The sequence below is a fragment of the Nonomuraea sp. NPDC049625 genome (assembly GCF_040675285.1).
Lineage (GTDB): Bacteria > Actinomycetota > Actinomycetes > Streptosporangiales > Streptosporangiaceae > Nonomuraea > Nonomuraea angiospora_A.
In genome coordinates, this window is record NZ_JBFAOQ010000001.1 from 1,276,633 (window position 1) to 1,299,552 (window position 22,920).

The 22,920-nt window shown below is 70.8% G+C and carries 24 protein-coding genes, 1 tRNA gene and 1 riboswitch; of the genes, 7 read left to right on the plus strand and 18 right to left on the minus strand.

From position 1 onward, the window contains the following. Positions 1 to 2 precede the first annotated feature (2 nt). The 3 genes from AB0J87_RS06190 to AB0J87_RS06200 all read right to left on the minus strand — a co-directional run bounded on the left by AB0J87_RS06190 (position 3) and on the right by AB0J87_RS06200 (position 2,717). Positions 3 to 758, minus strand: coding sequence for an ABC transporter ATP-binding protein (locus tag AB0J87_RS06190; protein WP_363962839.1), 756 nt, complete (start codon positions 756 to 758; stop codon positions 3 to 5). Between the two features lie 107 nt (positions 759 to 865). Further along, a complete protein-coding gene (locus AB0J87_RS06195) occupies positions 866 to 1,531 on the minus strand; it encodes a response regulator transcription factor (protein ID WP_363962840.1) in 666 nt (221 codons plus the stop codon). A gap of 13 nt (positions 1,532 to 1,544) precedes the next feature. Then, positions 1,545 to 2,717 carry a histidine kinase gene (locus tag AB0J87_RS06200; RefSeq protein ID WP_363962841.1) on the minus strand — a complete coding sequence of 391 codons (1,173 nt, stop codon included), beginning with the start codon at positions 2,715 to 2,717 and terminating at the stop codon, positions 1,545 to 1,547. Positions 2,718 to 2,893: 176 nt separating this feature from the next. Between AB0J87_RS06200 and AB0J87_RS06205 the strand changes: the two genes are divergently transcribed. Then, positions 2,894 to 3,379 carry a hypothetical protein gene (locus AB0J87_RS06205; protein ID WP_363962842.1) on the plus strand — a complete coding sequence of 162 codons (486 nt, stop codon included), beginning with the start codon at positions 2,894 to 2,896 and terminating at the stop codon, positions 3,377 to 3,379. Positions 3,380 to 3,459: 80 nt separating this feature from the next. On the opposite strand, the gene AB0J87_RS06210 is transcribed toward AB0J87_RS06205, so the two are convergent. Beyond that, positions 3,460 to 3,542: transfer RNA gene (locus tag AB0J87_RS06210), tRNA-Leu, on the minus strand. Positions 3,543 to 3,647: 105 nt separating this feature from the next. Further along, positions 3,648 to 4,121 carry a thioredoxin-dependent thiol peroxidase gene (gene bcp / locus AB0J87_RS06215; protein WP_355207238.1) on the minus strand — a complete coding sequence of 158 codons (474 nt, stop codon included), beginning with the start codon at positions 4,119 to 4,121 and terminating at the stop codon, positions 3,648 to 3,650. Positions 4,122 to 4,273: 152 nt separating this feature from the next. Between bcp and AB0J87_RS06220 the strand changes: the two genes are divergently transcribed. Then, on the plus strand, positions 4,274 to 4,603 hold the full coding sequence (locus tag AB0J87_RS06220) for a DUF3618 domain-containing protein (protein WP_357742844.1): 330 nt from the start codon (positions 4,274 to 4,276) through the stop codon (positions 4,601 to 4,603). 25 nt (positions 4,604 to 4,628) lie between these two features. Here the strand turns inward: AB0J87_RS06220 and AB0J87_RS06225 are convergent, their stop codons facing one another. Beyond that, the gene (locus AB0J87_RS06225; protein ID WP_363962843.1) at positions 4,629 to 5,822 is read right to left on the minus strand and encodes an amino acid deaminase/aldolase; all 1,194 of its coding nucleotides are present in this window, start codon (positions 5,820 to 5,822) and stop codon (positions 4,629 to 4,631) included. Between the two features lie 136 nt (positions 5,823 to 5,958). On the opposite strand from AB0J87_RS06225, the gene AB0J87_RS06230 reads away from it, so the two are divergent. Both AB0J87_RS06230 and AB0J87_RS06235 read left to right on the plus strand, forming a co-directional pair. Beyond that, positions 5,959 to 6,558 (plus strand): DUF6286 domain-containing protein, encoded by a 600-nt coding sequence (locus tag AB0J87_RS06230; protein WP_363962844.1) that lies wholly within the window; start codon positions 5,959 to 5,961, stop codon positions 6,556 to 6,558. Positions 6,559 to 6,604: 46 nt separating this feature from the next. Beyond that, positions 6,605 to 7,153, plus strand: a complete 549-nt coding sequence (locus AB0J87_RS06235) for a hypothetical protein (protein WP_363962845.1) — start codon at positions 6,605 to 6,607, stop codon at positions 7,151 to 7,153. 19 nt (positions 7,154 to 7,172) lie between these two features. Here the strand turns inward: AB0J87_RS06235 and AB0J87_RS06240 are convergent, their stop codons facing one another. Genes AB0J87_RS06240 through gcvT form a run of 3 tightly spaced genes read right to left on the minus strand, consistent with a single transcriptional unit; the run spans position 7,173 to position 10,076 of the window. Next, a complete protein-coding gene (locus AB0J87_RS06240) occupies positions 7,173 to 8,549 on the minus strand; it encodes an L-serine ammonia-lyase (protein WP_363962846.1) in 1,377 nt (458 codons plus the stop codon). Positions 8,550 to 8,604: 55 nt separating this feature from the next. Next, positions 8,605 to 8,994 (minus strand): glycine cleavage system protein GcvH, encoded by a 390-nt coding sequence (gene gcvH / locus AB0J87_RS06245; protein ID WP_363962847.1) that lies wholly within the window; start codon positions 8,992 to 8,994, stop codon positions 8,605 to 8,607. Further along, positions 8,991 to 10,076, minus strand: a complete 1,086-nt coding sequence (gcvT, locus tag AB0J87_RS06250) for a glycine cleavage system aminomethyltransferase GcvT (RefSeq protein WP_363962848.1) — start codon at positions 10,074 to 10,076, stop codon at positions 8,991 to 8,993. Before gcvT ends, gcvH begins: the two co-directional genes overlap by 4 nt. Positions 10,077 to 10,207: 131 nt before the next feature. After that, positions 10,208 to 10,305, minus strand: a riboswitch (glycine riboswitch). Positions 10,306 to 10,399: 94 nt separating this feature from the next. Here gcvT and AB0J87_RS06255 point away from each other — a divergent pair. After that, positions 10,400 to 11,230 carry a hypothetical protein gene (locus AB0J87_RS06255; RefSeq protein WP_363962849.1) on the plus strand — a complete coding sequence of 277 codons (831 nt, stop codon included), beginning with the start codon at positions 10,400 to 10,402 and terminating at the stop codon, positions 11,228 to 11,230. Positions 11,231 to 11,241: 11 nt separating this feature from the next. Here AB0J87_RS06255 and AB0J87_RS06260 read toward each other — a convergent pair whose 3' ends face one another. The 4 genes from AB0J87_RS06260 to AB0J87_RS06275 are packed head-to-tail and all read right to left on the minus strand — an operon-like array spanning position 11,242 to position 15,456. Continuing rightward, a complete protein-coding gene (locus tag AB0J87_RS06260; protein ID WP_363962850.1) occupies positions 11,242 to 11,931 on the minus strand; it encodes a gamma-glutamyl-gamma-aminobutyrate hydrolase family protein in 690 nt (229 codons plus the stop codon). A 34-nt stretch (positions 11,932 to 11,965) separates the two neighbouring features. Then, positions 11,966 to 12,730, minus strand: a complete 765-nt coding sequence (locus tag AB0J87_RS06265; RefSeq protein WP_350730157.1) for a 3-oxoacyl-ACP reductase — start codon at positions 12,728 to 12,730, stop codon at positions 11,966 to 11,968. A 2-nt stretch (positions 12,731 to 12,732) separates the two neighbouring features. Further along, positions 12,733 to 14,076, minus strand: coding sequence for an aldehyde dehydrogenase family protein (locus AB0J87_RS06270; protein WP_363962851.1), 1,344 nt, complete (start codon positions 14,074 to 14,076; stop codon positions 12,733 to 12,735). A gap of 9 nt (positions 14,077 to 14,085) precedes the next feature. Next, entirely contained in the window at positions 14,086 to 15,456 is a 1,371-nt protein-coding gene (locus tag AB0J87_RS06275; protein WP_363962852.1) for a glutamine synthetase family protein, read from the minus strand. A 124-nt stretch (positions 15,457 to 15,580) separates the two neighbouring features. Between AB0J87_RS06275 and AB0J87_RS06280 the strand changes: the two genes are divergently transcribed. Beyond that, positions 15,581 to 16,285 (plus strand): FCD domain-containing protein, encoded by a 705-nt coding sequence (locus tag AB0J87_RS06280; RefSeq protein WP_363962853.1) that lies wholly within the window; start codon positions 15,581 to 15,583, stop codon positions 16,283 to 16,285. 46 nt (positions 16,286 to 16,331) lie between these two features. After that, a complete protein-coding gene (locus AB0J87_RS06285) occupies positions 16,332 to 17,087 on the plus strand; it encodes a hypothetical protein (RefSeq protein ID WP_355207214.1) in 756 nt (251 codons plus the stop codon). A gap of 21 nt (positions 17,088 to 17,108) precedes the next feature. Here AB0J87_RS06285 and AB0J87_RS06290 read toward each other — a convergent pair whose 3' ends face one another. The 5 genes from AB0J87_RS06290 to AB0J87_RS06310 all read right to left on the minus strand — a co-directional run bounded on the left by AB0J87_RS06290 (position 17,109) and on the right by AB0J87_RS06310 (position 22,755). Beyond that, positions 17,109 to 17,909: an SGNH/GDSL hydrolase family protein gene (locus AB0J87_RS06290; protein ID WP_363962854.1), complete on the minus strand. Its 801-nt coding sequence runs from the start codon at positions 17,907 to 17,909 to the stop codon at positions 17,109 to 17,111. After that, the gene (locus AB0J87_RS06295) at positions 17,906 to 18,481 is read right to left on the minus strand and encodes a PadR family transcriptional regulator (RefSeq protein WP_363962855.1); all 576 of its coding nucleotides are present in this window, start codon (positions 18,479 to 18,481) and stop codon (positions 17,906 to 17,908) included. The genes AB0J87_RS06290 and AB0J87_RS06295 overlap by 4 nt, the downstream gene beginning before the upstream one ends. Positions 18,482 to 18,540: 59 nt before the next feature. Further along, positions 18,541 to 20,028 (minus strand): High-affinity nickel-transporter, encoded by a 1,488-nt coding sequence (locus AB0J87_RS06300; protein WP_363962856.1) that lies wholly within the window; start codon positions 20,026 to 20,028, stop codon positions 18,541 to 18,543. Beyond that, positions 20,025 to 21,224, minus strand: a complete 1,200-nt coding sequence (locus AB0J87_RS06305; protein ID WP_363962857.1) for a tetratricopeptide repeat protein — start codon at positions 21,222 to 21,224, stop codon at positions 20,025 to 20,027. Before AB0J87_RS06305 ends, AB0J87_RS06300 begins: the two co-directional genes overlap by 4 nt. A gap of 154 nt (positions 21,225 to 21,378) precedes the next feature. Beyond that, complete coding sequence (locus tag AB0J87_RS06310) at positions 21,379 to 22,755, minus strand: DUF4331 domain-containing protein (protein ID WP_350730171.1); 1,377 nt, start codon at positions 22,753 to 22,755, stop codon at positions 21,379 to 21,381. Between the last annotated feature and the right edge of the window lie 165 nt (positions 22,756 to 22,920).

The window sequence follows — 22,920 nt, forward strand, 5'->3', positions numbered from 1 at the left end:
CGTCACGCCCTTTCCAGCTGGACGAGCGTGTCCAGCACGGACTGCGGTGTCGGCGAGCCGATCTCGGTGACCAGCTCGCCGTCGCGCAGGAACACCACGCGGTCGGCGTACGAGGCGGCCACCGGGTCGTGCGTGACCATGACGATGGTCTGGCCCAGCTCGCGTACGGAGGTGCGCAGGAAGGACAGGACCTCTGCCCCGCTGCGGGAGTCCAGGTTCCCCGTGGGCTCGTCGGCGAAGATCACCTGCGGCTTGCTGATCAGTGCCCTGGCCACGGCCACGCGCTGCTGCTGGCCGCCGGACAGCTCGCTCGGCCGGTGTCCGAGCCGGTCCTTCAGCCCGACGGTCTCGATCACCCGGTCGAACAGCTGCTGGTCCGCCTGGCGGGCGGCGATGTCCAGCGGCAGGCGGATGTTCTGCTCGGCGGTGAGCGTGGGCAGCAGGTTGAAGGCCTGGAAGACGAACCCGATCCGCTCGCGGCGCAGCAGCGTGAGCTGCCGGTCGGTCAGCCCGGTCAGCTCCACGTCGCCGATGTGCACGGTGCCCGAGGTGGCGGCGTCGAGCCCGGCCAGGCAGTGCATCAGCGTGGACTTGCCGGAGCCCGACGGGCCCATGATCGCGGTGAAGGCCCCGGTGGCGAAGGACACGTTCACCGCGCGGAGGGCGTGCACCTGGGCGTCGCCTTCGCCGTACACCTTGGTCAGATCTCTGGCCACCACCGCGGGCGGGGCCTGGCGCCGGGTATCGGTGAGCGTCACTTTCACTCCTTGTCGCGGTTTTTCAACGCGAACCACGCTAGGAGTGGAAAGTTCAGGATCTGTGGGACCTGCGGATGGACTTCGTGTAGGACTACAGATGACTCCGGTCAGACTTTCGGTCGATGACTTTCGGGTCGATGCGACGGCACGATCAGCCCGGCCTCGTACGCGTACACCACGACCTGGGCCCGATCCCGCAGCCCCAGCTTGGCCAGCACCCGCCCCAGGTGCGTCTTCACCGTCGCCTCCGCCACCTGCAGGCAGCCGGCGATCTCCATGTTGGACAGGCCGCGGGCCACCATGAGCAGCACCTCCCGCTCGCGCGGTGTCAGGTCGGCCGTCGCCGCCGGGTCGTCCGTCGGGAGCTGCGCGGCGAACCTGTCCAGCATCCGCCGTAACGTGCTCGGCGACACCACCGAGTCGCCCGCGTGCACGATCTTGATCGCTTCGACCAGGTCGGCCGGCGGCACGTCCTTCAGCAGGAACCCGGCCGCGCCCGCCTTGACCGCGGCGAACGCGTACTCGTCGAGGTCGAACGTGGTCAGGATCAGCACCTTCGGCCCCTGGATGCGGCTGGTGGCCTCGACGCCGTCCATGACCGGCATGCGCACGTCCATGAGCACGACGTCCACCTCGGTGGTCTCCAGCCGCTCCAGCGCCGCGGCGCCGTCGCCGGCCTCGGCCACCACCTCGATGTCCGGCTGGGCCGCGAGCACCATCCTGAACCCGGCGCGCAGCAACTCCTGATCGTCGACCAGCATCACGCGAATCACCCGGCCACCTCCTCTATGCCGCCTTGACCATGGGCAACCTGGCCAGCACCTCGAACCCGCCGCCCCGCAGGGGCTCCGCCGACACGGCGCCGCCGTACATGCCGACCCGCTCGCGCATGCCGATCAGGCCGTGACCGTCGGCGCTCCTGGGAGCCGCCGCGCCCCTGCCGTCGTCGGTCACGCGTACGACGAGCTCAGGGCCGCTGTAGTCGATCTCCACGAGCGCCTGGGCGCCCGGGCCGCCGTGCTTGAGCGCGTTCGTGAGGGCCTCCTGGACGATGCGGTAGACCGCCAGTTGCTGGCCCTCGGGCAGCTCGACGGGCGCGCCGCCGACCTGGAGCCGCGCGGGCACGGCCGAGCCGCGTACCAGGTCCTCCAGCTGGCCGAGCCCCGGCTGCGGGGTGTAGTCGGTGCCGTCCTGCTCGCCCTCGCGCAGGACGCCGACCAGCCTGCGCATCTCGGCGAGCGCGGCGCGGCCGGTCTTGGAGATGGCCCGGACGGCCTCGCGGGCCTGCTCGGGATCGCTGTCGAGGGCATAGCCCGCGCCGTCGGCCTGCACCACCATCACGCTGACGTTGTGGGCCACGACGTCGTGCAGCTCCCTGGCGATCCTGGCGCGCTCGGCCGCGGCGGCCATCCTGGCCTGCTGGTCGCGCTCGCGTTCCGCCCGTTCCGCGCGCTCTTCGAGCCCTTCCAGGTATCGCCTGCGCGTGCTGGCGTACAGGCCGGTCAGCCAGACCGTCACCGTGAAGATCGAGGCGCTGAGGAACATCCCCAAGGTGGGCGTGTCCCACCTGGCCAGGGCCAGGAACACCCCCAGCTCCGTCACCAGGCCCGCGGCCAGGCTCCAGCGGAACGAGCACCGGTACGCCACCGCCCAGAGCGCGACCAGCACGGCGAGGTTGGCGGGCAGCGGGTTGACGCCCGCCAGCCACTGCCCGAAGCTGATCAGCGCGATCGCGGCGAACGAGGCGACCGGGCGGTCGCGCCAGAGCAGCGGCAGCAGCAGCACCGCCGAGAGGGCCAGATATCCGGCCACGCCGAGGTACGGGCCGACGGCCGCGGTCGGGGAGACGGTCGCGTACGGGATCGCCAGGATCGCGCACAGCGTGGCGAGCGGGGCGACCCGGAGGACGCCCGCCAGCTTCTCGTGGCGTCTCGACCACGCCCGCACCTTGCCGAACACACCATCACGATATGTACCGCCGTCTGACCGTTGTTCCGCCTGTAGGTGGAAGTGCGTCTACGACCCAGGTCTTACGTGGCGGGGAACAGACCGGGGTCTTACGCCGGGCTTACGGTGACTTGGGCATTCTTGTCTCTGGGAGCGCCCCTCTAGTGGGCGAGTAAAGGGAGATCGTGATGGCGGATCATGATCGCGACGCCGGGTCGCGCGGTGAAGAGGAAGCACCGCGCGACCCGACCCCTGACGACGATCTTCACGAGTCCGGGGCGCGGAGCCGGCTGAAGTACGGCGAGGCCCCTCCGGGCCCCGGATTCACCATGCCTCTCGCCCCGCCGCGGCATCCCGACTCCTACCGGGAGTTCTTCCGCCAGAAGCAGGCCCAGGTCCTCGGCGCCGGACTCATCGGCCTCGTGATCGGCGCCCTGCTGGGCGGCACCGCCGTTGCGGTGGTCAGCGGATTCGCGCACCGGGACGAGGTGCACGGGATGTACTGGCAGGAGCCGGACCGGATGCCCAGGCGTTTCCAGGTGCCCGAGCGCCTCGACGACTCCGCCTGCGAGGAGAACGGGAAGGACCGCGTCTTTTGCAGCTGGGTGGTGCCGAAGGCCCCGCGTTCTGACGTCCCCCCGGCCCCGATCCCGGTCCCGACCAGCAGCGGCTAGCCATTCTTTTCGCCAGGCCCGCAAATCATTCGCATATCGGCCACTGTTTTCAGGGAAATGGCCGGTCCGGTGCACAGGTGTGCGGGCGGGGGGACTCGAACCCCCACGGTGTCACCACCAACAGGACCTAAACCTGCCGCGTATGCCATTTCGCCACGCCCGCGCAGCCCCCGCCAATGCGGGCCTGACACAGTTTAGCGCTCTCAATGAGGAAGAGGAGCGTATGTGAAGGCGGGCGCGGGCCCTGCGGGAGGGCCCGCCGGGGTGGTCAGCTCAGGCCGAGCTTCTTCTTGAGCCCGGCCACGTGGCCCGTGGCCTTCACGTTGTAGAGCGCCTGCTCCACCTTTCCGTCCGCGTCGATGACGAACGTCGAGCGGATGACCCCCACGACCTCCTTGCCGTACAGCTTCTTCGGCCCGTACGCGCCGTAGGCCTGATGCACGGTCAGGTCGGGGTCGGACAACAAGGGGAAGGTCAGGGCGTCACGTTCGGCGAATTTGGCAAGTTTTTCCGGTTTGTCCTTAGACACGCCGAGAACGACGAAACCTTCGGCCGTCAACTGGCCGAGGTTGTCGCGGAAGTCGCAGGCCTGCTTGGTGCAGCCGGGCGTCATCGCAGCAGGGTAGAAATAGAGGATCACCCGCTTGCCGCGGTAGGCGTCAAGCGAGACGGCCTCGCCGTCGGCGGTGGGTAGCGTGAACTCGGGCGCGGCGTCGCCGGGCGCGAGCTTGGTTTCGGTCAATGGGCCCTCCTGAGTTCCTTCCCGCCAACCTACCGGCCTGGCCGCCGTGCCGTACGGCGCGCCGACCTGACAGACTGATCAGCACCACGAACGACGGAGCTCGCACGGCACGCGGAGCGGGCGCGGCCAAGCATGAGGCCGAGAGGAGAGCCATGGCTGACACCGATCCGGACGAGTTGGAGCGGCGGATCGCGCGGACACGCGCGGAGTTGGCGCAGACGGTGGACGCCATAGCCGACCGGGTGAGCCCCAAGCGGGTCGCCGAGCGCACGGTGTCCGACGTCAAGAGCAGGGCCACGCACTTCGTGGCGTCCGTGGGCGACGCGCTGGGGGTGACGCCGCGGCCGGTCGAAGCCGGCGAGCATCCCGATGAGATGTGGGAGGAGGAGCGGCCCGACCTGGCGCCGGTGCTGATAGGGATCGGCGCGGTGCTGGTCGTGGGGGCGGCCGTCATGCTCTGGCGCCGCCGCCGGCGCCGCTGACCCGCAGGGGGCTCGCCGGGGGCCGTCAGAGGAAGGTCCGGCCCTCGCCCCGGTACGTGGGCACCGACTCCACCAGCGTGTCGCCGTCGATGAGGTGGAGCGCGTCGAAGCGCTCGCACATCTCGCCCGCCTTGGCGTGCCTGAACCACACCCGGTCCCCGATCCGCAGATCCTGGGCCGCCTGGCCGAGCAGCGGGGTCTGCACCTCGCCCGCCCCCTCGTCCCGGGCGTAGCGCAGCCCGGCCGGCAGGTACGGCTGCGGCAGGCGGCTCTGGCCCGGCGTGCCCGAGGCCAGGTAACCGCCGCCGAGCACGGTCACGGTGTCCACGCTCGGGCGGCGCACCACCGGCAATGCGAAGAGCGCGGCCGGGTGCCCGGTGAAGCGGCGGTAGAAGTCGAACAGCCTCGGGTGGAAGAAGCCGGATCCGGCCGCCACCTCCGTGATGGCCTTCTCGCGTACGGTGCGCTCGACGGACCCGGTGCCGCCGCCGTTGACGAACTCCAGGTCGGTGATCTGGCGGACGGCGTTCACGATGCGGCCGCGTCTGAGGATGAGGTCCCTGGCTGAGCGGGCCTGCATGATGCGGACGGCGCGGGTGTAGGCGGCGTTCGCGGGCGGGTCGTCGCCGAGCCCGGCGATCTGGGCCTCGTACGCCATCAGCCCGGCCACCCGGAACCCGGGGCGCTTGGCGACGGCGGCGGCCAGGTCGGCGGCCTCGTCGGGCTCGCGGATCGGCGAGCGGAGCACCCCAGCCCGAAATTTCCCGCCAAAGGCGATATATCCGGCGTCGATGTCGATGCAGGTCCGGATCTCGGCCCGGGGGCTCACTCCGGCCACGGCCGCCTCGGTGAAGTCCAGGTGGGCGGTCGAGTCGATGGCCAGGGTGATGTGCCTGGCCGCGTTCTCGTCCCCGGCCAGTTCGGCCAGCGCGTGCCGGTCGGCCGTCGGGTAGGCCACCAGGATGTCCGTGAACCCGTGGGAGGCCAGCCACAGCGCCTCGGGGAGCGTGAAGGCCATGATGCCGCGGAAGCCGTCCATGGCCAGGATGCGTTCGAGCACGGGGCGGCTGCGGACCGACTTGCTGGCCACCCGGATCGGCTTGCCCGCCGCCCGCCGTACGAGGTCCGCCGCGTTGGCCCGCATGGCCGCCAGATCGAGGATCGCGAACGGCGGCTCGAGGACCGCTGTGGCGCGGTCATAGCGCTGGCGGTCGTCCATATGGGCAGCGTAACGGCATATCGGGCAAATGAATATGAGTGTTGTTCACCTTGTTGGCCGCCCCGTAATGTTCGGGCAAACGGGCGGCGGGGGCGCGGTTCCGGCCCCGGGGGACCCGTGTACGTGTGTCGTTGTGATGACCACGCTTCAGCAGACAGTCCCCGGCGCCGCCGTCCCCGCGCGGCACACCGGGCTGCGCCGGGCGAGCAGGGTGCTCAGGCCGGCGCGAACCCTCCCTGGAGCCCTCGTCGCGCTCACGCTGGCCGCCGGGCTGGGGGCGACGGCGGCCGAGATCGTGTCAGGGCTGCTCGGCCACCGGCTCGGCTGGGTCCCCGTGAACAGACTGGTCGAGCTCGCAAGCAGGACCACCTGGCCCGAGCTGGCCACCGCCGCCGCGGGCATGGTGGGCGCGGGCACGTTCATGCTGCTGCTGGCGATCGTGCCCGGCCAGTCGAGGCTGGTGCCGGTGGAGACGTCCGACCCGCGGACCGTCATCGGCATCACCCGCTCGGGCCTGCGCCGCACGCTCCGCGCGGCCGCCCAGCAGGTGCCGGGGGTGGACCGGGCCCGGGTACGGCTGCGCAGGAGCACCATCGAGGTCACGGTCATGACGGGGACGGAGAGCTCCGGCACGATGCTCAGGCAGGTCGGCACGGCGGTGGGCGACCGGCTGGCGGGCGTGGGAACGCTGGGCACGGGCGAGGTCGTGGTCCGGCTGCGCAGAAAGGGGGCCTGATGCCCGAACGCACCGAGAGGCCCCGGCCACGCGGAGAGGCGGCCTGATGCCCGAACGTACGGACGCGCAACGGACAGCCCCGCGCGGCAAGGGGGCCGCGATGCGGCAGTACGCGGGCAACCGCGTCGGCCTGGCCATCGTGGGCGTCACCCTGCTGGGCCTGGGCGTGTACGCCTGGCTCCGCGGCCACGGCCGCTTCTTCGACCTGCCCGCCACCGCCAAGGTCCTCCCGAACCAGGCCCGCCGGGTGCTGGCCGACGAGCCCTGGCCCCTGTGGGTGCTGGCGCTGAGCTTCCTGCTCCTGTCGCTGGTCTCGCTCCGCTGGCTCCTGCTCAGCCTCGGCTGGGGCCGCCGCGGCGCTCGCAACGGCACGGGCACCGCGATGCTCTTCGTCGGGCTGAAGGGCGTGGAAGGGCTGGGCCGGTCGGCGGTGCGGGTCACCGAGAACGGCCTGCGCGTCACCCTGACGTGCCCGTCCACCGCGGACGTGGGCGCGGTGGTGAGCAAACTGGACCACGACATCGTCGGCAGGATCCGCCGCGAGGTCAGCGACGACGAGGCGAGCACCGTCGTCCGCCTGCACGTCCGCCGCTGACCCGGCCGTCAGAGTGCGCTCAGCACTCGATCACGTTGACGGCCAGGCCGCCGCGTGAGGTCTCCTTGTACTTGTCCAGCATGTCCCGCCCGGTGTCCCGCATCGTCTTGATGGCACGATCCAGCGGCACGAAGTGGCGGCCGTCGCCGCGCAGGGCGATCCGGGCGGCCGTGATGGCCTTGTTGGAGGCCACCGCGTTCCGCTCGATGCACGGGATCTGGACCAGGCCGCCGATCGGGTCGCAGGTCAGGCCCAGGTTGTGCTCGATGCCGATCTCTGCCGCGTTCTCGACCTGCTCGGGCGTGCCGCCGAGGGCCTCCGTGAGGCCGGCCGAGGCCATCGAGCAGGCGGAGCCGACCTCGCCCTGGCAGCCCACCTCGGCGCCCGAGATCGAGGCGTTCTCCTTGAACAGCACGCCGATCGCGCCCGCCGTCAGCAGGAAGCGGACCACGCCCTCCTCGTCCGCGTGCGGGACGAAGCGGGTGTAGTACGTCAGGACGGCCGGGATGATGCCGGCGGCGCCGTTGGTGGGGGCGGTGACGATGCGGCCCCCGGCGGCGTTCTCCTCGTTGACCGCCAGCGCGAACAGCGCGACCCAGTCCATGGCCTGCAGTGGGTCCTTCTCCGCCGGCTCCGACTGCAGGCGGCGGTGGAGCTGATTGGCGCGGCGCTTGACCTTGAGACCGCCGGGCAGGACGCCCTCCTTGGAGATGCCCCGGCGCACGCACTCCGACATGACCGCCCAGAGCCGCAGCAGGCCCGAGCGGATCTCCTCCTCGGTGCGGCCGAACGCCTTCTCGTTCTCCAGCATCAGCGCCGAGATCGACAGGCCCGTGTTGGAGCAGTGCTTGAGCAGCTCCTCGCCCGTGGTGAACGGGTAGGGCAGGACGGTGTCGTCCGGCTTGATGCGGTCGGCGCCCGTGGCCTTCTCGTCGACGACGAAGCCGCCGCCCACCGAGAAGTAGACCTTCTCCCTCAGCTGCCCGCCGTCGGCGTCGTACGCGGTGAAGCGCATGCCGTTCGGGTGCTCGGGCAGCGAGATCTTGCGCTCGAAGACGAGGTGCTCGCCCACGACGAAGCGGATCTCGTGCGTCCCGTACAGCCTGACCGTGCCCGACTCGCGCATCTCGGCCAGGCGGCCGTCGATGGAGTCGACGTCGACGAGCTCGGGCTTCTCGCCGGACAGGCCGAGCAGGACCGCCTTGTCGCTGCCGTGGCCCTTGCCGGTCAGGCCGAGCGAGCCGTACAGGATGGCCTCGACCCGCGCGACCCGGGAGAGCAGGCCGTCGTCGTGCAGCCCGCGGGCGAACTTGTGCGCGGCCGCCATCGGGCCTCCCGTGTGGGAGCTCGACGGGCCGATGCCGATCTTGAAGAGGTCGAAGACGCTGATCGCCATTGATGGCGCCCTTCATGCTGGTGCCGGGGCCCGTCGCAGGGCCCCGGCAAAAAGGTCAGGAATCGCCTGAGGTGAGTGCCTTGTACTCCTCGGCGGAGAGCACGTCCTCGGCGTCGCCCTCGACGCGCACCCGGAACATCCAACCGTCGCCGTACGGGTCACTGTTGACCAGGCTCGGGTCGTCGACCACGGCCTGGTTCACCTCGACGATCTCACCCCCGACGGGAGTGTAGATCTCGTTCACCGACTTGGTCGACTCCACCTCGCCGACGGAGTCGCCCGGCTCGACGGTCGAGCCGACGTCGGGGAGCTGCACAAAGACGACGTCACCAAGAGATTCGGCGGCGAAGGCCGTGACGCCGATGGTCACGGTGAGGCCGTCGTCGAGGCCGGCCACCCACTCGTGCTCCTTGGTGTAGCTCAGGTCGTCAGGGATGTTGCTCACTTGTTCCTCCTGTAGAAGGGCAGCTCTACCAGGTCCATAGGTTCATGGCTGCCCCGGATGTCCACGGCCAGGCCTGACTCGGCCTCGGTGTCCACGTAGGCCATCGCGATGGGCCTGCCCAGGCTCTGGGAGGGCGCACCGCTGGTGACCTCGCCGACGACGGCGCCGTCTTTGGTGACCGGGTAGCCGTGGCGCGGCACCCGGCGTCCCCGCGCGACCAGGCCGACGAGCCGGCGCCGGGGCGGGTCGTCCTTGATCGCCTCGAGCGCCGACCGGCCGACGAAGTCGCCCGGCTTGTCGAATTTCACCACTCTGCCCAGCCCCGCGTCGAACGGGGTCAGCTCGACGCCCAGTTCGTTGCCGTAGAGCGGCATGCCGGCCTCGAGCCTGAGGGTGTCGCGGCTGGACAGGCCGGCGGGCTTGAGGCCGTGCGGCTCGCCCGCCGCCATGAGCGCGTGCCAGAGCGGCACCGCGTCCTGGTTGGCGACGAACAGCTCGAACCCGTCCTCGCCGGTGTAGCCGGTGCGGGCGATCAGCGCCTGCCGCCCGTCGACCAGGTCGGGCAGGCCCGCGTAGTACTTGAGCCCGTCGAGGTCGGCGTCGGTGAGCGTGGCGAGGATCTCCTGGGACCGGGGCCCCTGTACGGCGATCAGCGCGTACTGGTCCGACCGGTCCTCGACCAGCACGTCATACGCCTTCGACCGCTCAATCAGCTCTTTTGCCACTTTTTCGTAGTTCGAGGCGTTTGCCACGACCATGAACTCGTCGTCGTCGAGCCGGTAGACGATGAGGTCGTCGAGCACCCCGCCCCGCTCGTTGACGATCATCGTGTATCTGGCCCGCCCGGTCGCCAGCGCCGACAGGTGGCCGACCAGCGCGTAGTCGAGCGCCTGCCCGGCCTGCGGCCCGGTCAGGAAGATTTCGCCCATGTGGGAGAGGTCGAACAGCCCGGCCGCCTGGCGAACGGCGTTGTGCTCCGCGGACTCGCTCCCGTACCGGAGCGGCATGAGCCACCCGGCGAAGTCGGTGAGCGTGGCGCCGAGGCTCTCGTGAACGTCTCGTAGCGGTGTTGGTCGGGACATTTCTCGCACCTCTGGACAGGATTGGATGCCAGCATCCTCCCCCTCTGTCATCGATGCCTGAGAGCTTCGCCCGAGTTTTGCCGGACTTTCACCTTCGGCGAGGCCCGCGGGCCTGCTTTCCAGAGGTCACCAAAGGCCGTGCGGTCCTTTGCCTTGAGAGGTTTGCGGGGAGGGCTTGCTCCTTCAGGGACCCTGACCGGCTGCCAGGGCGCTCTCCCGCACGGTTTCGCCGGTGATGCCCGTCAGCCTAGTGCCGCGATGGGGTTGTTGTCGCGTTCTGATCGCTCATGAACCACTCCGGGGGGTGGTGACGTCGAAAGGATATGAATCGGCGAACGGCGACTTTCGGCCTGCTGACCACCCTGGCCCTCGCGGGCTGCGGCGCATCGGAGGCCGGGTCCCCTCCCCGTTACGAGGCGAACCTGACGGTACTCGAAGGCGGCGGGCATGGACCGCAGCTGTGCGTGATGGTCATGGAGTCGGCGCCACCGCAGTGCGGCGGTCCGGACGTCGTCGGCTGGGACTGGACCAAGGTGGATCACGAGTCGCAGCGCGGCGTGAAGTGGGGCGAGTACCGCGTCGTGGGCACCTGGGACGGCACCAGGCTGACGCTCACCGAGCCGCCGGGCGCCCCCAGGAAGGCGGCCTCCGCTCACGAGGAGGACTTCACCAGCCCGTGCCCGGCGCCGGAGGGCGGCTGGCGGCCGGTCGATCCCGCCAAGGCCACGCAGCAGGCGCTGGACCAGGCGATGGCGCGGGCCGGTACCGCCGAGGAGTTCGCGGGCGCCTGGTTCGACCAGAGCTACATGAAGGGGCTCCCCGCTGAGTCGCCGGAGGCGAACGACCCGCGGCGGCTGGTGCTCAACCTGAGGTTCACCGGCGACCTGTCCGGCCGCGAGGCGTGGATCCGCGAGGTGTGGGGCGGCGCGCTGTGCCTCAGCGGCGCGGCGCGCAGCCAGAGCGAGCTGGAGGCGATCCAGCGGGAGGTCCAGTCCGAACTGGGCGACGGTCTCGTCTCGGTGTCGTCCAGCGTGCGGGGCAACCAGGTGAACGCGCAGGTCTGGGTGGCCACCGACGAGCAGCGCCGCGACCTGGAGGCCAAGCACGGCGCCGGGGCCGTGGCCCTGAACGGTGTGCTCGGACCGGTCGAATGAGCCCCGGGAGGTCAGCAGGCTGACACGAGCGCCTCGAAGAGGGCGCCGTCCTCGGCCGCCTCGGGGTGCCACTGCACGGCCACGGCGAAGGGGGCCGAGTTCAGCTCGACCGCCTCGATCGTGCCGTCGCCGGCGGTGGCGGTGACCGTGAGACCGGGCGCGAGCCGGTCGATGGCCTGGTGGTGGTAGTGGGGGACGGTCACGGGCTCCGTGCCCAGCGCCTTGGCCAGGCGGCTGCCGGGGACGGGCGTGACGGGCAGCGGGCCGAACCGGCCGGGGGCGGGGGAGTGGCCGTTGTGCCCCACGACGTCAGGGAGGTGCTGGTGGAGGCTGCCTCCGAGGGCGACGTTGAGCACCTGGAGGCCGCGGCAGATGCCGAGGTACGGCAGGCCGGAGTCGAGGGCCGCCGCGATCAGCCCAAACTCCGCCTGATCACGAAATTTGCGGATATAGCCGGTTTGATCCCCAGGCTCCTGCCCGTACCGGGCCGGATCGACGTCCCCGCCACCGGCCAGGATCAGGCCGTCCAGGCGGCCGACGACCTGCGCGGGTTCGCCGGCCGGCGGCAGCACGATCGGCTGCCCGCCGGCGCGTACGACCTGCTCCACGTACATGTACGGCAGGAGCGCCACGGTCATGTCCCAGACCGTGAACTTCGCCGGCTCCACGTACGACGTGATGCCGATGACGGGACGCTGCACGATATGACCCCCGGGAAACCAGACCGGACCAGAGCTAGAGCGGCGTGACGTAGGCGCCGGAGATGCCCCCGTCCACCAGGAACTCACTACCCGTGATGAACGACGCGTCGTCGCTGGCCAGGAACGCCACCGCCGCCGCGATCTCCGAGGCCTCGGCGAAGCGCCCGACGGGGATGTGCACCAGCCGCCGCTGCGCCCGCTCCGGGTCCTTGGCGAACAGCTCCTGCAGCAGCGGCGTGTTCACCGGCCCGGGGCACAGCGCGTTCACCCTGATGCCCTCCCGGGCGAACTGCACGCCCAGCTCGCGCGACATCGCCAGCACGCCGCCCTTGGACGCCGTGTACGAGATCTGCGACGTCGCCGACCCCATGACGGCCACGAACGACGCGGTGTTGATGATCGAGCCCTTGCCCTGCCGTCGCATGTACGGGATGGCGTGCTTGCAGCAGAGGTAGACGCTGGTCAGGTTCACCTCCTGGACCCGGCGCCAGGCGTCGATGCCGGTCTCCAGGATCGAGTCGTCGTCGGGCGGCGAGATGCCGGCGTTGTTGAAGGCGATGTCCACGCTGCCGTAGGTGTCGAAGGCGGTCCGGAACATCCTGACGACGTCGTCCTCGTCGGTGACGTCGGCCTTGACGAAGAGGCCGCCGACCTCGTTCGCGGCCTTGACGCCGGCCTCCTCGTCGACGTCCACGCAGACGACCTTGGCGCCCTCCTCGGCGAACCTGCGTGCCGTGGCCAGCCCGATGCCGCTGCCCGCGCCGGTGATGACGGCCACCCGATCCTGCAAACGCTGCACTTTCACTCCCAGGAGATGAAGACGTTCTTGGTCTCGGTGAACGCCGCCAGGGCGTCGGGGCCGAGCTCCCTGCCGAGACCGGACTGCTTGAAGCCGCCGAAGGGGGTCCAGTAGCGGACCGACGAGTGCGAGTTGACCGAGAGCGCGCCCGACTCGACGGCCCTGGCCACGCGTAGCGCCCGCCCGACGTCGCGGGTCCAGATGGAGCCGCTCAGGCCGTACGGGGTGTCGTTCGCGATGCGTACGGCCTCCGCCTCGTCCTCGAAGCGCACCACGGACATGACAGGACCGAAGATCTCCTCGGTGAAGGCCGGGTCGGTGAGCTCCGGCGTCAGCACGGTCGGCGGGAACCAGAAGCCCCTGCCCTCGGGGCAGGATCCCTGCAGGTAGGGGGTGCCCTGGACGAAGCCGCGCACCCGGTCGAGGTGTTCGGCGCTGATCAGCGGGCCCATGTCGGTGCCCTCGTCGAGCGGGTCGCCGACCGTGACGCCCCGCACGGCCGCCGTCAGGCGCTCCATGAACTCGTCGTACACCTCGGCCTGGACGAGGAGGCGGGAGCGGGCGCAGCAGTCCTGGCCCGAGTTGTCGAAGACCGCGTACGGCGCGGTCCTCGCGGCCCTGTCGAGGTCCGCGTCGGCGAAGACGATGTTGGCGGACTTGCCGCCCAGCTCCAGCGTGACCCGCTTGACCTGCCGGGCCGCCTTGGCGGCGATCTCCTTGCCCACCTCGGTCGAGCCGGTGAACACGATCTTCGCCACGCCGGGATGCTCGACGAGCCGGGCCCCCGCGACCTCCCCTGCCCCAGGCAGCACCTGGAGCACCCCCTCGGGGAGGCCCGCGGCGAGGGCCAGCTCCGCCAGCCTCAGCGCGGTCAGCGGGGTCCATTCGGCCGGCTTGACGATCACCGTGTTGCCGGCCGCGAGCGCCGGGGCCACGCCCCAGGTCATGATCACCATGGGGAAGTTCCACGGCACGATGACGCCGACGACGCCCAGCGGCTCCTGGAACGTGATGTCCACGCCGCCCGGCACCGGGATCTGCTTGCCGTGGTTGCGCTCGGGGGCGCCGGCGTAGAAGTGCAGCACGTCGCGGACGTTGCCGGCCTCCCACCGGGCGTTCCCGATCGGGTGCCCGGAGTTGGCCAGCTCCAGCCGCGCCAGCTCCTCGCCGTGCTCGTCCACCAGGCCGGCGAACCTGCGCAGCAGCCGCGCCCGGTCCCCGGGCGACACCTCGCGCCAGGTCGCGTACGCGGCCCTGGCACGCTCCACCGCCCGGTCCACCTCGGCGGCGTCGGCCAGTTCGACGTCGGCCAGGACGTCTTCCGTCGCCGGATTAACGATCTTCATGTGCTTCTTTCACATCCGCTCGAAACCACGGAACAGCTCCCAATCCGTCACCGCCGCGTCGAACGCGGCCAGCTCCACGCGCGCGTTGTTCGCGTAGTGCTCGACCACGTCCTCGCCGAACGTCTCGCGGGCCAGTTTCGACCCCTCGAACAGCGCCAGCGCGTCCCGCAGCGTGTGGGGCACGCTCTCGGCGCCGGAGTCGTAGGCGTTGCCCTCGAACGCGCTCTCCAGCGGCAGCTCGTTGTCGATGCCGTGCAGCCCGGCCGCGATCAGCGCGGACACCGCGAGGTAGGGGTTGACGTCGCCGCCCGGCACCCGGTTCTCCACGCGCAGCGACGGGCCGTGGCCGACGAGCCGGAGCGAGCAGGTGCGGTTGTCCACACCCCACTTGACGGCCGTGGGCGCGAAGCTGCCGGGGACGTAGCGCTTGTAGGAGTTGATGTTGGGGGCGTACAGGAGGGTGAGCTCGCGCAGGCAGGCGAGCTGCCCGGCGATGAAGCGGGCGCCGAGCGGGGAGAGCCCGTACGGCCCGTCGCCCGCCATCACCGGATCCCCGTCGCCGCCGCGCAGCGAGATGTGGATGTGGCAGGAGTTGCCCTCGCGCTGGTTGGGCTTGGCCATGAAGGTGATCGACCTGCCCTCCTGGGCGGCGATCTCCTTCGCGCCGTTCTTGTAGATGACGTGGTGGTCGCAGGTCCTGAGCGCCTCGTCGTAGCGGAAGGCGATCTCGTGCTGGCCCAGGTTGCACTCGCCCTTGGCGGACTCGACGTACAGGCCGGAGCCTTCCATGTTCTGGCGGATCCGCCGCAGCAGCGGCTCGATGCGGGCGGTGCCGAGCAGCGAATAGTCCACGTTGTAGAGGTTGGACGGTGACATGTCCCGGTAGCCGCGCTTCCAGGCGTCCTCGTAGCTGTCCTCGTAGACGATGAACTCCAGCTCGGTGCCCACGTACGCGGCCAGCCCCCGCTCGGCGAGGCGGGCGAGCTGCCTGCGCAGGATCTGCCGGGGCGAGGCGGTCACGTCGCCGCCGCCCTCCCAGGCGAGGTCGGCCATCAGCATGGCGGTCCCCTCGTGCCACGGCACCCTGCGCAGCGTCGCGAGATCCGGCTTCATCACGAAGTCGCCGTAGCCCCGCTCCCAGGACGACATCGCGTAGCCGCCGACGGTGTTCATGTCCACGTCGACGGCGAGCAGATAGTTGCACCCCTCGGAGCCGTGGTGCAGCACCTCTTCGAGGAAATAGCGGGCGGACAGCCGCTTGCCCTGCAGCCTGCCCTGCATGTCGGCGATCGCGAGGAGCACGGTGTCGATGCGCCCGAGCGCCACCTCGTCGCGCAGCTCGCTGACGGAAAGGAACCCGGTGCTCGATCGCTCGCTCACGCTATCCCCGCTCCGATCTGGTCAGAGGCGCTTTCCCGTTGATTGGGCTAGTCTTAGACCATTGATGTGTACGCGGGATCCGTTGTCAAGACCTGAGGACACGTTGGACGAGTCGGCGCGTTTGATGACGGTGTTGCGCCCGGTGCGGGCCGGCAACGCCTTCGAGGAGACGGTGGAACGGCTGCTCCAGGCCATCAAGCTCGGTGTGGTCCCGCCCGGCGACAAGCTCCCGCCGGAGCGCGAGCTGGCCGTGCGGCTCGGCATCAGCCGGGTCACCCTGCGCGAGGCGATCCGCGCGCTGTCGGAGGCGGGCTACCTCGACGTGCGGAGGGGCCGCTACGGGGGAGCCTTCGTCACCTACGTTCCCCCCAAACCGGACGCGGGCGAGTTGCGGCAGGTCGTGGCGGAGATGGGCAGCGACGACCTGTCGGACGCGCTCACGTTCCGCCTGGCGGTGGAGTGCGGGGCGGCCCAGGTGCTGGCCGCCTCCCGCCTCGCGGAGGACAGGCGGGAGGTGCTGCTCCGCCGGCTGTCGGAGCTGAACGAGGCCCCGATCGAGGACTACCGCCGCCTCGACACGGCCTTCCACCTGTCCATCGCCGAGCTGACCGGCTCCACCCTGCTCGCCACGGCGTGCGCGGACGCCCGCTCGCGGGTGAGCGACCTGCTGAACGCGATCCCCATGCTCCAGGTCAACCTCGATCATGCCGCGAGCCAGCACCAGGCGATCGTGGACGCCATCCTGGCCGGGGACCCGGACGGGGCCCGCCGGGCGGTGACCGAGCACCTGGAGGGCACAGCTGCCCTTTTGCGGGCCTTCCTCGCTTGACGGTCTAGAAGGTGCAGGGGCCCTCGTACCATCTCTTTCTAGAGTCATGGAGAACTGGTTCGAGCACAACATCGTCGCCACAGGACGGCTGCCGCTGTTCTGTTATTTCGTCACGCTCATCGTGGCGTTCATCGCCACGCGCATCAACGTCCGCCTGATCAGGGCGAAGGTCGGCTGGTTCCGCAACCTGAACGTGGGCGAGATGCACATCCACCACATCGTGTTCGGCGTCGTGCTGATGCTGGTCGGCGGGGTCAGCGGGCTCATCGTGTCCTCCGCCTCGCAGGTCGGCTACGCCGTCGCGGCCTCCATCTTCGGCATCGGGTCGGCGCTCGTGCTGGACGAGTTCGCGCTGATCCTGCACCTGCACGACGTGTACTGGGAGGAGGAGGGGCGCACCTCGGTGGACGCGGTCTTCATCGCGATCGCCGTCACCGGCCTGCTCCTCATCGGCCTACGTCCCCTGACCTGGGACTACGGCACCCTGGTCAACCCCGGCGCGCTCATCGTGGCCAACCTGGCGCTCGCCGTCGTCACCCTGCTCAAGGGCAAGATCTGGACGGGGATGGCCGGCCTGTTCGTGCCGCCGATGCTGGTGGTGGGCGCGCTACGGCTGGCCCGCCCCGGCTCCCCGTGGGCCCGCTGGTTCTTCGCCCAGCGCTCGCCGCGCAAGATGGCCAAGGCCATCCACCGGGAGGAACGGTGGCGGCGGCCGGCGATCAGGGCCAAGATCGCCTTCCAGGAGTTCCTCTCAGGGCGTCACGATCTCCCTTCCACGCGGCGCGGCCGTCGGCACACCTGAGCCGGATGACGGGGACCTCGGCTACGACGACCCGGAGGTGCCGGACACCGACTGACCTCCGGCGATCACCGGGGTGAGCAGCGGGCGTTTGGCGGTGCGGCCGTCGCCGGAGGACCGGCCGCGGAGGCGGCGGCCGATCCACGGGCCGGCGAAGGTGGCCAGCCAGCGCAGCTCCGTCGACGCCGCGCGCCAGGCGCCCGGGGCGGGCAACGGCGTCAGGGGCGCCATCCACGTGTCGTCGCTGCCGGGCAGGCCCAGGGCGTGGGCGACGGCGGCGGCGAAGCGGGTGTGCCCGGCCGGGCTCGCGTGCAGCCGGTCGGCGCTCCACATCCGGGCGTCCGTGAAGTCGAGCGGGAACGTGTCCAGCAGCGTGACCCCCGGGCGGGCGGCGGCGGCACGTACACGGGCGTTGAACTCGATCAGCCTGGGCCGGAGCGGGCGGGCCATCGGCGCGATCCTGGCGATGTCGGGGAAGGTCATGGTGACCACGTGCACACCCTCGGCGGTCAGCCGGACGATCATGTCCTCCACGATGCCCGCCACTATGGCGGCGTCGAAGCCGGGGCGGATGATGTCGTTCATGCCCGCCATGACCGTGACCAGGTCGGGGCGCAGCGCCAGGGCGGCGGGCAGCTGCTCGGCCTGGATCTCGGCCGCCTGGCGGCCGCGGACCGCGAGGTTGGCGTAGAGCAGGTCCGGGTCGGCGGCGGCCAGGTGCTCGGCGAGGCGGTCGGCCCAGCCGCGGTGGCCGGTGACGTCGTCGCCGTCCCCGAGGCCCTCGGTCTGGCTGTCGCCGATGGCGACATAACGCACGTAGGTCATGGCGTCGTCCTCTCCGCGTGGGCCGCGCGTTCGGTCAGGGTCCGGGCGGTCTCCAGGCACCAGTCGCGCATCTCGCGCTCCAGGCGGCAGCCGGCCAGGCAGGACAGGTAGGGGCCGACGTGCTCGCCCCGGCGCAGGAACGTCTCCTCGTCCAGGTCACCGCGTATGCGCTGGAGGGTCTGCTCGAAGAAGGCGAGCCTGACCGCGGCCTCCTCCGCCCGCTCCCGGAGCTGCTCGATCACGGGCCCCGGGTCGACGTGGTCCACGGCGTGCACCTTGACGGCGAGGTCGTCGCGGATGAGCAGGGGCTTGGGTGGGGTCGCGGCGAAGGCCGCCAGCTCGGCGGCCCCGGCCTCGGTGACCGTGAACACCCGCTTGTTGGGCCGGCCCGTCTGGACGACCTCCCGCCCCGCGATCAGCCCGTGGGCCTCCAGCTTGGTCAGCTCCGCGTAGAGCTGCTGAGGGGCGGCGTACCAGAAGTTGGAGACGCCGACGTCGAAGATCTTGGTGAGCTGGTAGCCGCTGTACTCGCCGCCGAGCAGGGCCGCCAGCATGGCATGCCTCAGAGCCATGAATAGTCATGTCCATGAGTAGTCATGGACATGACTATAAAGGCGTAGATGTACGGACGCTAGAGGGTCGCCACCGAGCGGAGGGCCAGGCCCGCGCCGAGCAGCACCACCATCGCGGCCGTGCCCACCGGGGCCAGGCCCGAGAGCCTGGCGGCCAGGCGGCGGCCCGCCGAGGCGTGCTGTTCCAGGCGGTCCACCAGCTTGACCAGCAGGAGGCCGGTGGCGGTGAGGGTGGCGGCCATGCCGATGCCGTACGCGGTCACCAGCGCCACGCCGAACCAGGTGCGGCCGAGCGCGATGGCGCCGAGGAGCACGACGAGGGCCGACGGGCTGGGGACGAGCCCGCCCGCGATGCCGAGCCCCACCAGCCCTGCCCGTTTCGTCGCCTCCTCGCCGTCGTGACCGTGCCCGTGGCCGTGGCCGTGGCCGTGACCGTGGCCGTGATCGTGACCATGGCCGTGGCCATGCCCGTGTCCGTGGCCGTGCGGGGAGGTGCCGCGGCGGGCGTTCAGGAGGAGGCGGAAGCCGATGACGGCGATCAGCGCGCCGCTGGCCACCCCCAGCCACGCCAGCACGGACTCGCCCGCCAGCGCCGTGAACGCGCTCAGCAACAGCCCCACCACCAGCACCCCGACCGTGTGCGTGGCCGTCACCGTCGCGCCCACCACGAGCGCGTCGCGCGGGCGCCCACGCCGTCCGGCCAGGTACGCGGCCATGATGGTCTTGCCGTGCCCGGGGATCAGCGCGTGCCCGGCGCCCAGCACCACGGCCAGCCCGACCGCCAGCAGCCCGAGCGGGAGCGTCAGCGAGTCGGAGCCGATCAGCCCGGCGAACGTCCGGTCCAGGGCGACCAGCGCGTCCCCGATCGGCCCGCCGATGCCGATCCCGCCGGACACGGTGCCACCGGGAGCGCCGGAGCCGCCCTGGCCGGGCAGGCCCGCGCCGGGCGCGACGGTCATCGTCGCGGTGCGCTGGTCGAGCGGATTCGCCAGCAGATCCCCGGGGTACGCGTGCAGCTCCTTGCTCACGCTCACCGACGGCACCGACGAGCGGACCAGGCGCACCCCGTCGCCCACCGCCGTGATCTCCCGCCAGCCGATCCTGTCCTGCTCGAACCCGTCGGCGAACTCCACGGCCCCCGAGACGCGGACTTCGGCCACGAGCCGGCAGGTCAGCCGGCTGGTCTGGAGACCCCCTTGGCCGGGGGCGTAGGCGAAGGCGGCGCCGGCCACCCGCCACGGCACCGTCCGGCCCGCCACCGTGAGCCGCTGGGCGGCGGCCAGCGAGCCGCAGCGGCGGGCCGCGTACGAGGCGTCCACCTGCGGCTTGGCCTGCAGCGTGGGCAGCTCGGCCGCGTCCACGACGGCGAGGTTGCGCACGTCGGAGGGCGAGATCCGCAGCCCGTTGTAGTGGTTGACGGTGAAGTTGCCCAGCGGGTGCATGGCCACGGGCGCGGCCTTGGCCGCGGCGACCAGGACGACGCTCAGGCCCAGCGACAGCACCAGGCCCATCGCGACGGACAGCAGGCCGAGCCGGATGACTCTCATGAGAACCTCGCCAGTGCGGACAGTGTCGGGTCGAAGCCGGCGTCCACCTTGACGGACCGGCCCAGCGCCTGCTCGATCTTGGCGCGGTGGTACTTCAGCAGCGGGTTCTGCCAGCCGGTCGCCGTGGCCTTCTTGGCGTACGGCAGCGCCTCGGCCGGCTTGCCCGCCTTGAACAGGGCCCAGGCGAGGGCGTCGGCGGCGACGAGGTTCGGGTTGCGCGCGTACTCGGCCCTGGCGTGCTCGACCGCCAGCGCCGGGTCTCCGTGGTCGGCCTCGAACTCGGCCCAGGTCAGGTCGTCACGCACGCCCGCGGCCTGGAACAGCTTGCGCTGCGCCTTCAGCAGGGTCCAGTCGGCGGGCCGGCCCGCCTTGATCCGGGTCTCGCCCTGCTCGATCAGGTATTGGGGGAGCGGGAGGCGCTCGACGACGCTCTGGTAGAGGCCGAGCGCCTCGGTCAGCCGGCCGCTCAGCGCGGCGGTCCTGGCCTGGCCCGCGAGCGCCGGGGTGTAGCCGGGGTAGGCCTGCAGGGCCTTGGCGTACCAGCCGGCCGCCGTGGCCAGGTCGCCGGAGTGGAGGGCCAGCTCGCCCAGGTAGTAGCGGGCGTAGGCGAGGTCGGCCGGCTGCCACGCGTCGTTCTGCGCCATTTCGAGGTACTTGCGGGCTCCGGCCCTGTCACCGCGCAGCTCGGCCGCGTACGAGGCGCGGGCGAAGGCCGCAACTCCGGGCCGCAGGCCCAGCATCTCGTCCACGGCCCGCCGAGCCCCGCGCAGGTCCCCGAGCTGGGTCCGCGCGTCGGCCAGCACGCCGTAGGCCGGGGCGCCGTACGGGTTGACGTCGATCGCACGCTCGGCCAGCCGCACCGCCTCGGCGAAGTCGTGGCGCCCGGCGGCCAGCGCCGCCTGGCCGGTGAGCACCGCGTCGTCCTCGGCCCTCAGCTTGGCGGCCGTGGTGATCGCGCCCTCCGCCTTCGTGTAGTACGACGGGTCGCCGGTGATCCTGGCCTGGTCGACGTACTGGGAGGCGAGCTGGGCCCAGCCGCGGTAGTCGCCCGGCAGGCGCTTGAGCCGATCCTGCAGCGTCTCGGTGAACGGCTTGTCCGCCACCGGCCCCGGCGCGGGCGCCGCCGAGAACGAGAGGATCGTGAAGGTCATGGCCCCGATGAGGGCAAGCCCGGCGAATATCACGAAGGCACGCATGTCCAAGGCTCCAGGGTGCTGGGAAGTTGGCCGGCCGGCCGTGACGGGGAGCACGGCCGGCCGGCCTCATGTCGGCGGCAGACGGTGGGAGAAGGGTGGTCTGCCGCCGGGGGCTGACCGGCCCGCTTGGAGAGGGAGCAGGCCGGTCGGGGAGTCAGCGCTGGTTCACCGCGACATTGCCGGGCAGCGGGATGTAGGGGAACGACTGGAGGATCGGCTTGTCGTTCCTGTCCACCTTGTCCGTCAGCCCGGGCACGAGCTTGCCGGTCACCGCGGCGCCGGCCACGGCCTGCAGCTCGATGTCCACGACGTCGTCGATGAGACGGCGGCCGTTCGGGAACCCCTGGAGGTCGCCGGCCAGCACGCCGAGGCGGTTCGGGTCCTTCGCGGGCGGGATCGCCATGTTCAGCCGCAGCATCTCGGAGGGGCGCAGCTTGCCCGCGTCCTTGTTGAGCACCTGCGAGTTGAGGTCGGCCTTGATCGGGCCGTTCTGCTTGGCGATGCCGGTCAGGAAGATCTCGACCAGGTCGTTGCGCGGGGTCGCGGGGGCCTTGATGCCGTAGATGGCCTCCAGCAGCCTGGCCACCTCGGGGTCGATGACCCGCTTGACCAGCGGCGCCACATCGGCGTCCTTCTCCGGGGGCAGGGCGTTGAAGGCGTCCTTGAGCCCGGCGGGCGAGACGACCTCGTTCACCAGCGGGTTGCACAGGCGCGAGACCTGCACGTACCTGCTGCCGTTGAACTTGTCGGTGGTCGAGCAGACGCCGATCACCGGGTTGCGCTTGACGTCGCCCTTGAGCGCCAGCTCGGAGGAGGGCACCTGGAGGGCCACGCTGTTCACGTTGTAGCCCCGGGTGGTGTCCTGGCCGACCTCGGACAGGTTGCCGCCGTAGAGCAGGTCGAACACGCGCAGGTCCAGGAAGAACGCCTCGTCCGCCTGGCCGGCGAACGACTTGCCGCCGCCGGGCAGGCTCTTGATGGACTGGGCGCGCAGGGTGCCGTAGTCGGGCATCGAGGCCGGGCCGACGTTGCTCGGCGCGACGATGCCGTCGCCGACCAGCGTCCGGGTGCCGCTGGGAGTGATCTTCCTGAGCGTGTAGCGCTGGCGGAAGAGCAGGTTCGGGTCGTCGAGCGAGGTGACGGGGCCGTTGTTGTACAGGAACGTGGTGTTGCCGCGCTTGTCCTCGTTGCGGAACGTCCACTCGTACGTGATGTCGGGCCTGGCGTCGCCGTCGTTGTCGATCTTTATGTTGTAGCGGGACTTGGTGGCGAACGGGTAGAAGTTCGGGCCGCCGTGGGGCTCCTCGAACGGGATCCAGTTGGCCAGCAGGGTCACCGTGTCGGCCTTGTCAGGGCTCACGAACGCGTACACGTCCGTGTTGTCGTGCTGGGGGTCGCCCGCGATCATGGGAGCCTCGCGGTGCGAGGAAGCGATGCCGGAGTCGGTGCGGAGCACGGCCAACGACGACGCGGCGACAGCTGCGGCGAGGCCAAGTCCGACTAGAGCGCGCCGGTTGATCCGGAGCTCCATTTTCGGTCCTTTCGGAAGGGCTGATCGTTTACTGCGAGGTTCCGGCCGGGTTCCTCGACGCCCTATTCGTCCGCCGGACGCTTCCGGATGTCGTCTCCTCCTCAAGAATGAGGGTCAACGAAAGTTGACATACTTAAGTCGTCAATCTAGGTTGACCCTGTCGAA